Source organism: uncultured Campylobacter sp., from assembly GCF_937890585.1.
Classification (GTDB): Bacteria; Campylobacterota; Campylobacteria; order Campylobacterales; family Campylobacteraceae; genus Campylobacter_A.
The window spans coordinates 1-11,537 of record NZ_CALACG010000071.1; the positions used below are offsets into that span (position 1 = coordinate 1).

Consider the following 11,537-nt stretch of genomic DNA (forward strand, 5'->3'; position numbering starts at 1 on the left):
ACAATCATTTCTATGAAAAATGAACAAAAATTTAATACCACAAACGCCAAAAAAGTGGGACTTATCGCGAAAGATTATCCATTATTTAAGCAGGATTTAGCAAAGCTAGAAAAAATTTTAAAAAAGTATAACGCAGAAATTTTGCTTGAAAAAAGCTGTGCAAAACAGGTAGAAAAAAGCGGATATGAGCTGATAAAACTAGCCAAAGAGTGCGAATTTCTTATCACGCTTGGCGGTGACGGCACGATCATCTCAACTTGTAGAAAGCTAGCTCACATCTCGCCGCTAATACTTGGCATACACGCTGGTAGGCTAGGTTTTTTGACAGATATCACGATAAATGAGAGTGAGAAGTTTTTTAAAGACTTTTTTGATGATAAATTTGAGGTAGAAACGCCATTTATGTTAGATGTCACACTTCATAAAAATGATGGCAAAACAGAGCAAAAGATAGCATTTAACGACGCAGTCATCGTTAGTAAAAATGGCGGCTCGATGACGCATATAGAGGCGCTTTTAAATGAAAAGTATTTTAACTCATATTTTGGGGACGGCGTCATAGTGGCGACACCAGCAGGAACAACGGCATATAATATGAGCGCAAATGGCCCGATTATATATCCACTAAGCGAGGTCTTTGCGCTAACTCCCATTTGCTCACACTCGCTCACGCAGCGTCCAGTCGTGCTTACTAAAAATCACACGGTCAAATTTAGAACAAAAAGCGACGCCATTTTAGTTATAGACGGACAAGACCGCTTTGATATGAGTAAAATTTCAGCTGTTAGCATGAGTCTGAGCGATAAAAAAGCGAGGCTGATACGCCATATTGGCAGGGATTATTTTCAAATTTTAAAAGAGAAACTTCACTGGGGTTATAATGATTGATCGAATTTTGATTAAGGATTATCTAAATTTTAAAAATGTCGAGCTAAATTTCAAAGAGGGTCTTAGCGTATTTACGGGTGTTAGCGGTGCTGGTAAGTCGGTGCTGATGAGTGCCATAATGGCTGTTTTTGGGCTAAAAGATAGCGAAGCAAGGCTGATAGAAGCTGACGTGGAGCATAAATTTGAGCTTGATGAGTTTGGCATAGAAAATGAAGAGGTCAATATTTTCAAGCTTTTAAAAGATAAGAGCACGAGGTATTTTATAAACCAACAAGCCATTTCAAAGAAAAATTTAGCCCAAGTGGCGCGCGAGCACATCAAATATCTCTCGGCAAAAGAGGCAAACGAGTTTGAAAATGAGAAATTTCTAAATTTGCTTGACAGGCTTGAAATTTCAAAAAATGAGAAATTTAAAGAGATAAAGCAGGAATTTGAAGAGGTGTTTTTGGAATTTTCTAAAATTTCAAAAGAGCTAGCCACTATAAAAGAGGAAGAGAAAAAGGTCGAGGAGCTAAAGGAGCTTGCTAGCTTTGAGATCGAGAAGATAAGAAGTGTCGGGCCTAAAAAAGGCGAGTTTGAAGAGCTTATGGAGACTAAAAAGAGGCTTAGTAAAAAAGATAAGATAAATGAGGCGTGGGCTAGGGCTGAGCGGATATTTGAGCTAGAGCACAGCGTAAATGAGGCGCTAAGCATCAGCGACCTTGATAGTGGCTTTTTTGAAGATGCGATGAATGAGCTAAGGGTGGCAAGAGATAGCCTAAACATGGAGGAGCTTGACGATATCGACGTGGAGAGCGTGCTTGATAGGATAGAAGCTCTTAATGCCATCATCAGGCGCTATGGCAGCGAGGAGGAGGCGTTAGAGGCGCTTGATAAAAAAGAAAAAGAGCTTGCTAGATATGAAAATTTAAGCTTTGAAAAGAGCGAGCTTGAGAAGAAATTTGAAATTTTAAGCAAAAAGGCAAATGAGCTAGCCAGCACTTTGAGCAAGGCAAGGAGCGTAAATTTAAAAGAGCTTGAGGCGATGATAAATTTATATCTAAAAGAGCTTTATATGCCAGATATCACGCTAAAGATCGAGGCTAAAAAGCTTGATATTTTAGGCGCTGATGAAATTTTTCTAAATTTAAACGAGACCTCGCTTAAAAATTTAAGCTCAGGCGAGCTAAACCGCTTAAGGCTGGCCTTCATAGCTGCATCTAGTGAGATCACAAAAACGGGTGGTGATGTCATAATCCTAGATGAAATAGACGCGAATCTAAGCGGAAAAGAGGCGATGAGTATCGCAAATGTCTTGCTTAAGCTTGCAAATTTCTATCAAATTTTTGCCATTTCTCACCAGCCACAGCTTAGCTCAAAGGCAAATTCGCACTTTTTGGTAGAGCGTGATGGCGAGAGTTCGGTCGTAAGAGAGCTTGACAAAGAGGAGCGAGTAAATGAGCTTGCGCGTATGATAAGTGGCGAGCATATCAGCGAAGAGGCGATAAATTTTGCAAAAGGACTTTTAAAATAGCTTGAAATTTAAGTTTTAAATTTAAGCTTTGTGATTAGGTTTATTTGTTAAAATCCGAGCTAGTTTAATAAAAAATCACAGGAATAATATGGAAAGAATTCTAGTAGTTGATGATAATAAGGCACTTGCTAAGCTAATCGTCATGCAGATGGAAAAGAGCATTGAGGATATGGCGATCGACGTTGCGTATGATTTTGCCGAAGCCAAGATGCTTATTAGCGAACACGGCAAAGATTATTTTATGACTATCTTGGATCTAAATTTGCCCGACGCACCAAATGGCGAGATCGTTGATTACGTCCTTGCTCAAGGGCTCTGTGCTATCGTTTTAACTGGCAGCATCGATGATAAGACGAAAGAATTTTTTATAAACAAAGATATAGTTGATTACGTCTATAAGGGCAACATGGATGATATCAACTACATCTTTCAAATGATAAATAGACTAAGCAAAAATAGACAATACAAAGTCCTTGTCGTTGAGGACTCACTGCCTTTTAGAAATATGATAAAAAAAATCTTAACTAGCCTTCAGTTTAAGGTCCTAGCAGCGGCTCACGGCGAAGAGGCGATGAGCTATTTTGCTGATAATCCTGATATAAATTTAATCATAACTGACTATAGAATGCCTGTCAAAGATGGCTTAGAAGTCTTAAAAGAGGTGAGAAAAGAGAAAGATAAAAACCACCTTGGCGTGATCGTGATGACCTCGCCTAGCGAAAAAACAGATGCTGCGATATTTTTAAAAAATGGAGCTAGCGACTTTATAGCAAAGCCATTTTCAAAAGAAGAGCTCATTTGCCGTGTAAATAACACTATCGAGGCGATGGAGAATATAAATAAGATAGCAAATTTTGCCAATCGCGACTTTTTAACTGGCGCTTACAATAGAAGATATTTCTACCAAGATATAGAAGAATACGTTCAAACAGCTGAAGAGCTTGATGAGCCTTATGCATTTGCTATGCTTGATATTGATCATTTTAAAAAGATAAACGATACATACGGACACGATGGTGGCGACAAAATACTAAAATCACTCGCAAAAATACTAACTGACAACACAAAAGGAAGAGATGTGGTCGCTAGGTTTGGTGGCGAGGAGTTTTGTGTCGTTCTTAAAAAGATAGCAAAAGAGGAGGCGATCAAGTTTTTTGTAAATTTAAGGGCAAAAGTGGCTGAAAATGTGGTCATGATAAAGGATAAACCAGTAAAAGTTACTGTATCTATCGGTATATCTTTTGGTAAAGGACACTGTGAGATAGACGATATGCTAGAGGCCTGTGACCAAGCGCTCTACACAGCAAAAGAAAATGGCAGAAACAGAGTAGAAATAGCTTTATGATTATAGATACGCATTGTCATTTGGATAGTAAAGTATATGATCTTGATCTTGATAAAGTCGTGGAGGAAGCTAGAAATTTAGGGATAAATGGCTTTATTATCCCTGGGGCTGATATTAATGATTTACCAAAATCGGCTAAAATAGCGCACGAAAAAAGTGATATTTTCTTTGCTGCTGGAGTCCATCCATACGACAAAGAGAGCTTTAATATAGATGTTTTAAGAGAGTTTGCAAAAGACGAAAAGTGCGTGGCTATTGGCGAGTGTGGGCTTGATTATTTCCGCTTGCCAAAAGATGAAGATGAAAAGCTAAGAGAAAAAGCCGAACAAAAACGTGTTTTTTTAGCTCAACTAGATTTGGCTGTTGAGTTAAACAAACCCGTTATCCTCCATATCAGAGAGGCTAATGAGGACTCTTTTAACATCTTAAAAGAGTATGCGCCAAAGCTTAAAGCTGGAGCGGTTTTGCATTGTTACAATGCCTCGCCACTTCTTTTAGAGCTTTGCAAATTTGGGAATTTTTACTTTGGCATAGGTGGCGTTTTGACATTTAAAAACGCTAAGAATTTAGTTGAAATTCTGCCGAAAATTCCTTTTGACAGGATATTAATAGAAACTGACGCTCCATATCTCACGCCAGAACCAAATCGTGGCAAGAGAAATGAGCCAGCATTTACAAAATTTGTTGCTAAAAAGATAGCTGAAATTTTAAACCTTGAATTTGAAGTGGTTTGTAAAGAAACTTCAAATAATGCCAAAAGGTTATTTAAGTGCTTTGCTTGAAATTTGGGCATTGCACTTGCCTAAGATGCTAATGCGTCATTAGGCTTTGACACGAAAAAAGGATAGAAATGAAAGCAATGCTTAAGATATTTTTGATGTTTGCATGTAGTACCTTGCTATTAGCAAACGCACCTGAAAAGAGCTCGTACGACACTCAGGTTAAAATTTTAAAAGAGCTAGACATCGACGCTAGCTTTATGAAGACTTCTCACTATGCAAAGATGAGGCAAGGCATACAAAACTCACAGGTAAGAACATTTACAGATGCCTTGAAAAATGGCTATATGTATATACCAATGATTAAAGAGCAGATCAAAAAATCAGGCGTGCCTGAGTCATTTTTCTACCTAGCGATGATCGAGTCTGGCTTTTCAAATCACACAGTTTCAAACGCAAAAGCTACTGGTATGTGGCAGTTTATGGAGCAAACAGCCAAGCTTCACGGCCTAAAAGTAGGTCAATATGTTGATGAGAGAAAAGACCCAGTTGAGTCAACTATCGCAGCTACAAACTATTTAAGATCACTTAAAAATCAATTTGGCAAATGGTACTTGGCAGCAATGGCATATAACTGTGGAGATGGTGCGCTTAGAAAAGCTATACAAAAAGCCGGCACAGACGATCTTGTCACACTTCTTGACTCTGAAAAAAAGTACCTACCAGCTGAAACTAGAAATTTCATAATCAAAATTTTAAGAGCGGCATATATCGCAAAAGATGCGGACTTCTTAATCTCTAAAGAGTCATCTTTGTTAAATATAAATGGCGGCCTTAAACTTACAAAAGTAAAAGTACCAGGCGGTACAAATTTAGCTCAAATAGGCGATAGCATCGGTCTTAGTACAAAAAAGATGAAAAGCAACAACCCACATTTAAAATTTGTATTTACCCCGCCAACACTAAAAGACTACTACGTCTACATTCCTGAGAATAAAAAGCAGCTTTTCTCTGAAAATTTCAAACCATTTAATGGCAAAAATAACTTCTATGCATACACAGTAAAAAAAGGCGAGACCTTGCTCTCTATCTCTAAAAAAACAGGCGTTAGCCACAGAGCGATCAAGGACTACAACGAGCTTAGCACAAATGCAGTAAGCTATAATCAAAAACTAATCATCCCTTTTTCTACTCAAAACAAATCTCACAACTACGTAGTTCAAACAGGCGATACGATCGCATCTTTATCAAAGAAATTTAATGTAAGCGAAAAAGATATAAAAGATGCAAATTCTTTGGCTGGTTCAAATTTAAATGTCGGAGCAAATATTGTCATACCGTAAGAGCCTAAATTTCTACTTAGGACTAAGTTTTACACTTCTAATCACTGGCTGTTCTTGGAGTGGGGCTCCATTTACTCCAAGTGGCCCAACTAATGTAAGAGGCAACAACTCCGCCTCAGTTCAAAAAGCAACAATGAGACCATACACCATAAATGGCAAAACCTACTACCCAACCGTCGTAAGCGTTGGCGATAAAGCTAGCGGAACGGCAAGCTGGTATGGTCCAAATTTTCACGGCAAAACGACCTCAAATGGCGAAGTTTATAATATGTATAATATGACTGCAGCGCATAAGACTTTACCGATGAATACAATACTTAAAGTAACAAATTTAAGAAATCAAAAAAGTGTTATCGTGCGTGTAAATGATAGAGGACCTTTTGTGGCTGATAGGGTGCTTGATCTTTCAAAAGCAGCCGCGATGAAGCTTGATGTCATCGGCACTGGCACAGCTCCAGTTAGTATGGAGGTTATCGGCTTTAATGAAGACATTAACGCTGTTACAACCGCTAGCGCGCAACCAACAAAACCAACAAGCACTGGCATAAAAGTGCCAAATCCAGTCTCTCCAACAGCTCCGGTTGGCGGCATCGTGATCTCATCAGAGCAACGCGTTGTGGGCGGAGATTTTATGGTACAAATTGGCTCATTTAAAAACCTTGAAGGCGCAAATAGATACCAAAGAGAGCACAAAAGTATAGATGGCTATAGATCAGTCGTTAAGACATTTACGATAGATGGCTCAACTATTTATAGGGTATTTTTAAATGGCTTTAGAAGCGAGGACGAGGCTAGGGATTACGCTAGAAGCGGTAAATTCCAAGGCGCATTTATAGTAAGAGGCTAGGGCGTGAGAGAGGAAATTTTAGAACTAACTAGAAACACAAAAGAGACGCAAATTTCGATGAAACTGCAAATTTACGGCTCTGGGGCTGCAAAGATAAGCACAGGAATTGGCTTTTTTGACCATATGCTCGAGGCATTTACAAAGCACTCTTTGCTTGATCTTGAAATTTCATGTAAGGGCGACACGCATGTGGATTTTCACCACAGTGTCGAGGATGTTGGCATAGTTTTGGGACAGCTTTTAAAAGAAGCTTTGTATCCATTAAGTGGTGTTGAGAGATTTGGTGAGGCGAGCGTTGTTATGGACGAGGCGGCTGTTTTTTGCGCACTAGACCTTAGCAACAGAGCCTACCTTGTATATGAAAATTTTAACCAAAACGCCAAAGTAGGGGAGTTTGACACGGAGCTTGTGGAGGAGTTTTTTAGAGCGGTTGCTGTAAATTCTGGTATCACACTTCATCTAAATCAAATTCGTGGCAAAAATACTCATCACATCATCGAAGCAACGTTTAAATCATTTGCTGTAGCACTCCGCAGAGCGCTTGCTAAAAATGCAAGGATCGGCACTCCAAGCACTAAGGGCGTTTTATGATAGAAATTATATTTTTAGACGTTGATGGGTGCCTCACTGATGGCAAGATCATCTACAATGCAAATGGAGAAGAACTTAAATTTTTTGACGTAAAAGATGGCTACGCGATAGAGAGCTGGCTAAAGCTTGGCAAGAAAGTGGCTATCATCACTGGCAGAAAGTCGGCTATCGTTGAGCGAAGGGCTGAGGATCTAAAGATAAATCACGTCTATCAAGGCGTTGGTGATAAATTTGAAGTAGCAAGCGAGATACTAAAATTTGAAGGGCTTAGCTTTAAAAATGCAGCGGCTATCGGCGATGATTATAATGACTATAAAATTTTAGACGCAGTTGCTTGGAGCTTTAAGCCAAAAGATGCCATTAAAGAGCTTGATGTAAAGACAAAGCTAAAGCACAAAGGTGGCAATGGCGCTGTTAGAGAGATGATCGAGATGATCATAAAATCAGAAAATTTATATGATGAGTGGTCTAAGCGTTGGTTGTAAAAATTTTCTACTTCGTTGTGGCTATTTTTAGTGCTGTGATGATATTTTTAGCGGCTCAAGACCCATACCTAGCAAATGTTCTAAAGGTTGATACCAAGATATCAAATATGCAGGTAAATGATGTGGTTGATTACGAGATAAACTCAACTAAGATAAGCGGAGTTTATGAGAGTGACGAGCTAAACAGATATAGCGACAGGGATGAATTTTTAGACTTTAAAGCGAGAATTTTAAGGGGAAATTTAAGACATTTTCTAAGCTCAGACAAGGCTATCTCGCAAAATGATGAGATAATCTTTCAAAAAAATGCAAACTATGAAAACAACGATAGTTTGAAATTTAAAAGCGATGAAGTTATATATAACACAAAGACAAAAATAGTAAGATCAGAGGCAAATTTCACTATCACTAGAAATGGCGATAAAGCACTAGGCGATAGCGGAAGCTACGATCTTGGTAAAAAACAAACGCAGATAAAAGGGTTAAGGGCATGGGTAGAAGAAAAGCAGCGATTTTAGCGATGATTTTGGGCTTTACATTTTTAAATGCAGAGCAAGTTGAGATCACATCAAACGATTTTTTCGCAGATGAAAATAAGCAGATCAGCGAATTTGTAGGCAATGTAAATATCAAAAAAGGCTCATACGACGAGCTAAAAGCAAACAAAGTCGTTGTGCATTTTGATAAAAAACGCCAGCCAGTAAAATACGTAGCAACAGGCAACGCTAGAGCTAAAATTTTTATGAAAGATAAGCACTATGACGGCAAGGGTGACACACTTACATATGAGCCTGCAAAGCAGACATACACAGTAACTGGCAACGGCTATTTGCACGAGGTAGAGACTGATAAAAATGTCTACGGCGATAAGATCGTGGTCAATCAAAAAGATGGCACATATAGCGTAAATAGCGACGAGAAAAAGCCAGTTAAATTTATCTTTCAGATCGAGGATAAAACCAAGTGATAAGAGCCTTGAGCGCTAAATTTATCACTTCAAGCCCAAGCATAAAGGAGGCTCCAAGCTTTGTGACAAGCGAAGTGGTCTTTTTGGGCAGGTCAAATGTGGGTAAAAGTAGCCTCATAAACGCACTTGTAAATCAAAAAAATTTAGCCAAAAGCTCATCAACTCCCGGCAAAACGCAGCTTATAAATTTCTTTGAGGCTGAGTTTTGTGAGGAAAAGGAAGAGAGTGAAAAAGAGAAATTTAAGCTCATCTTGGTCGATTTACCTGGTTTTGGCTACGCAAAAGTAGCAAAGTCAAAACACGATGAGTGGCGTAAAAATTTAGATGAGTTTTTAAAATTTAGAAGCGACATCAGACTTTTTATACATCTAATCGACGCTAGGCATTTTGACCTAGACATTGACGTGAACGTGGATTCTTACTTAAAAAGCTTTTTAAGAGCTGATCAAAAAATCTTAAATTTATACACAAAAAGCGACAAGCTAAATCAAAGCCAAAAGAGTGCGATAATAAAATTTGACCCAAGTGGCATTTTGGTCTCGACACTCAGCAAAAGTGGCATCGACAAGGCACGGGAAGCCATCATAAACCACGCTCTTGGTAGGTAAAATGCAAACCATAAGCAGCTTAGACATTAAAATTTTTAAAGGCTTTTGGTGGGCCATTTTTTTGCTCTCTTACGAGATCGCTACTACGCAGTTTGGCTTCTTGCCGCCACTTATTGGCATTTTTTTTACATATATGATTTTGGAGTATTCAAGAAAGCAAAAGCAGTATGATGAGTTTAAGCCATCATGGTATTTTTCGCTCATTTTCTTGGTCTTTGCCGAGCAAATTCACGGCTTTTATCTCTTCTCAACGATCATTGCATTTTTGCTATTTTACAACTTCGTGTTAGACTGGCTCTATACGACGATGAAGTGGCGAAACTGCCTGCTCATCATCTTTGTCGCCTCTGGCTATGTGCTAACTTTTCTTGTAAATAATCTTTTTGCATACGTCTTAAACGAGCCAAATTTGACTTTTAGCGCAGAGTATCTATTTTTCATAGCGCTTGAAAGTGTGCTTGCTATCGTGCTTTTTAGGGACAAAGTGCTATGAGGATGCGTATCGTTTTTGGCGTGATCGCTCTTTTTTGGATCATGCTTTTGGGGCGGATCTACCACCTAAGTGTAAATTCAAACACCTACTACAACGAGATCGCTGAGCAAAATGCGATAAAAACTATCTACATCCCGCCAGTTAGGGGCATCATCTTTGATGCGCACGACAAGCCTATGGCGGTCAATCGCCTCGGCTTTTCTATCTATGTAAAGCCGCACCTTAGCGCAAACAAAAAGGTGAAAATTTTAGACGATGAGCTAGCCTATATCAGCTCGCTGTTTGGTGATCTAAACGTCACAAAGCTTAAAAATGAATATATCAAAAACGACTCAGCCTACAACCAAGACTTCATAAACGTGGTCGAATTTGTTGATTATGATAAATTTTTGCCATTTTTTGCGCCTCTTTCTCTGCGTGAAAATTTAGAGATAAGACCAGCTTCAAAGCGCCACTATCCATACAATGACCTAGCTTCACACATCATCGGCTACGTCGGCAGGGCAAATCAAAAAGATATGGAAAATGACCCTTTAACAAAGCTTACAAACTATATCGGTAGAAGCGGTGTAGAGCGCTTTTATAACCCGATCTTACAAGGAATTCAGGGCTTTAAAAAGATCAAGGTAAATGCACTAAATGAGGAGATCGAGCAGGTGAGCTACCAAGCGCCACAAAGCCAAAATATAAAGCTTGCCGTCGATCTTGAGCTGCAGCAGTTTGTCGCTGACGTCTTTGGTAAAGATGCAGGAAGCGTCATAGTTATGAGCCTAAAAGATGGCGCTATCATCGCTGCTGGAAGCTTTCCAGAGTATGATCTAAACCCATTTGTGCTTGGAATTTCTCAGGCTGAGTGGGAGGAGCTTGTAAAAAATGTCGATCACCCATTTACAAATAAGCTGATAAACGGCCTTTATCCGCCAGGATCTGTCGTAAAAATGGGTATGGCGCTTGCCTTTTTGGATAATGGCATGAGCAAATATGATAGCTTTTTTTGTAGTGGCTCGTATGAGCTTGGAGGGCGTAAATTTCGCTGCTGGAACTCGCATGGACACGGCAGCGTCAATATGAACACAGCCATTAGAGAGAGCTGCGATGACTATTTTTACAAGGGTAGCCAAAAGATAGGCATAGATGCCATTGTGCCGATACTTGAGCGCATGGGCTTTGGTAGAAAAACAGAGGTTGATTTGCCAAATGAATTTGTGGGGACACTGCCAAGCAGGGAGTGGAAGATGAGGAAGTACGGCAAGTCGTGGTTTCAAGGCGAGACACTCATCACCTCTATCGGTCAGGGAAATTTCCTAGTTACGCCTATGCAGGTGGCTAAATACACGGCTGGGCTTGCCACTGGACTAAATGTGACGCCACATTTTTTAAAGAGTATCGAGGGCGAAAAGGTTGATTTTACCCCGACAGACGATGCTTTTACGCCGTTTGAAAAGTCGCAGCTACCAGCCATAAGACATGCGATGTATGAAGTGGCAAACCACCCAAGAGGTACGGCAAATAGGCACTTTACGGGAAGCCTTGTAAAGGTTGCGGCAAAGACTGGAACGGCTCAAGTCGTCGGTATCTCGCAAACCGAAAAGAAGCGTATGAAAGAGGAGGATATGGCGTACTTGCAGAGGTCTCACGCGTGGATGACGACCTATGCGCCTTATGAGGACCCGCAATACGTCATCACGATGGTTGTCGAGCACGGCGGCCACGGCGGTAGTGCAGCTGGCCCTAAGAT

General features: G+C 39.8%; 13 protein-coding genes. All 13 read left to right on the forward strand.

Going from position 1 to position 11,537, the window contains the following annotated elements; translation table 11 throughout:
* The first annotated feature begins 12 nt into the window (after positions 1-12).
* Positions 13-888 carry an NAD(+) kinase gene (locus Q0296_RS01875; protein ID WP_103559112.1) on the forward strand — a complete coding sequence of 292 codons (876 nt, stop codon included), beginning with the start codon at positions 13-15 and terminating at the stop codon, positions 886-888.
* Positions 881-2,401, forward strand: coding sequence for an AAA family ATPase (locus tag Q0296_RS01880; RefSeq protein ID WP_298035959.1), 1,521 nt, complete (start codon positions 881-883; stop codon positions 2,399-2,401). Before Q0296_RS01875 ends, Q0296_RS01880 begins: the two co-directional genes overlap by 8 nt.
* 88 nt (positions 2,402-2,489) lie before the next feature.
* Positions 2,490-3,746 carry a diguanylate cyclase gene (locus Q0296_RS01885; RefSeq protein WP_298035961.1) on the forward strand — a complete coding sequence of 419 codons (1,257 nt, stop codon included), beginning with the start codon at positions 2,490-2,492 and terminating at the stop codon, positions 3,744-3,746.
* A complete protein-coding gene (locus Q0296_RS01890) occupies positions 3,743-4,528 on the forward strand; it encodes a TatD family hydrolase (RefSeq protein ID WP_298035962.1) in 786 nt (261 codons plus the stop codon). Before Q0296_RS01885 ends, Q0296_RS01890 begins: the two co-directional genes overlap by 4 nt.
* Positions 4,529-4,596: 68 nt before the next feature.
* Positions 4,597-5,808: a lytic transglycosylase domain-containing protein gene (locus tag Q0296_RS01895; protein ID WP_298035963.1), complete on the forward strand. Its 1,212-nt coding sequence runs from the start codon at positions 4,597-4,599 to the stop codon at positions 5,806-5,808.
* Positions 5,795-6,655 carry a septal ring lytic transglycosylase RlpA family protein gene (locus tag Q0296_RS01900; protein WP_009294185.1) on the forward strand — a complete coding sequence of 287 codons (861 nt, stop codon included), beginning with the start codon at positions 5,795-5,797 and terminating at the stop codon, positions 6,653-6,655. Before Q0296_RS01895 ends, Q0296_RS01900 begins: the two co-directional genes overlap by 14 nt.
* 15 nt (positions 6,656-6,670) lie before the next feature.
* Entirely contained in the window at positions 6,671-7,246 is a 576-nt protein-coding gene (gene hisB / locus Q0296_RS01905) for an imidazoleglycerol-phosphate dehydratase HisB (RefSeq protein WP_298035973.1), read from the forward strand.
* Positions 7,243-7,731 (forward strand): HAD hydrolase family protein, encoded by a 489-nt coding sequence (locus Q0296_RS01910; RefSeq protein WP_004317467.1) that lies wholly within the window; start codon positions 7,243-7,245, stop codon positions 7,729-7,731. Before hisB ends, Q0296_RS01910 begins: the two co-directional genes overlap by 4 nt.
* Positions 7,722-8,249, forward strand: coding sequence for an LPS export ABC transporter periplasmic protein LptC (gene lptC, locus Q0296_RS01915; RefSeq protein WP_021086384.1), 528 nt, complete (start codon positions 7,722-7,724; stop codon positions 8,247-8,249). The genes Q0296_RS01910 and lptC overlap by 10 nt, the downstream gene beginning before the upstream one ends.
* The gene (lptA, locus tag Q0296_RS01920) at positions 8,222-8,698 is read left to right on the forward strand and encodes a lipopolysaccharide transport periplasmic protein LptA (protein WP_004317502.1); all 477 of its coding nucleotides are present in this window, start codon (positions 8,222-8,224) and stop codon (positions 8,696-8,698) included. The genes lptC and lptA overlap by 28 nt, the downstream gene beginning before the upstream one ends.
* Positions 8,695-9,306 (forward strand): ribosome biogenesis GTP-binding protein YihA/YsxC, encoded by a 612-nt coding sequence (gene yihA, locus Q0296_RS01925; RefSeq protein WP_021086403.1) that lies wholly within the window; start codon positions 8,695-8,697, stop codon positions 9,304-9,306. The genes lptA and yihA overlap by 4 nt, the downstream gene beginning before the upstream one ends.
* 1 nt (position 9,307) lies before the next feature.
* Positions 9,308-9,799 carry a hypothetical protein gene (locus Q0296_RS01930; RefSeq protein WP_298035969.1) on the forward strand — a complete coding sequence of 164 codons (492 nt, stop codon included), beginning with the start codon at positions 9,308-9,310 and terminating at the stop codon, positions 9,797-9,799.
* On the forward strand, positions 9,796-11,537 hold a 1,742-nt coding region (gene mrdA, locus Q0296_RS01935; RefSeq protein WP_298035971.1), incomplete at its 3' end, for a penicillin-binding protein 2. The genes Q0296_RS01930 and mrdA, both read left to right, overlap by 4 nt.

What these genes read in the sequence shown, in the direction of transcription:
- Q0296_RS01875 (WP_103559112.1), top strand. Translation starts at nt 13, where the DNA reads ATGAAAAATGAACAAAAATTTAATACCACAAACGCCAAAAAAGTGGGA.
- Q0296_RS01880 (WP_298035959.1), top strand. Translation starts at nt 881, where the DNA reads ATGATTGATCGAATTTTGATTAAGGATTATCTAAATTTTAAAAATGTC.
- Q0296_RS01885 (WP_298035961.1), top strand. Translation starts at nt 2,490, where the DNA reads ATGGAAAGAATTCTAGTAGTTGATGATAATAAGGCACTTGCTAAGCTA.
- Q0296_RS01890 (WP_298035962.1), top strand. Translation starts at nt 3,743, where the DNA reads ATGATTATAGATACGCATTGTCATTTGGATAGTAAAGTATATGATCTT.
- Q0296_RS01895 (WP_298035963.1), top strand. Translation starts at nt 4,597, where the DNA reads ATGAAAGCAATGCTTAAGATATTTTTGATGTTTGCATGTAGTACCTTG.
- Q0296_RS01910 (WP_004317467.1), top strand. Translation starts at nt 7,243, where the DNA reads ATGATAGAAATTATATTTTTAGACGTTGATGGGTGCCTCACTGATGGC.
- lptA (WP_004317502.1), top strand. Translation starts at nt 8,222, where the DNA reads ATGGGTAGAAGAAAAGCAGCGATTTTAGCGATGATTTTGGGCTTTACA.
- Q0296_RS01930 (WP_298035969.1), top strand. Translation starts at nt 9,308, where the DNA reads ATGCAAACCATAAGCAGCTTAGACATTAAAATTTTTAAAGGCTTTTGG.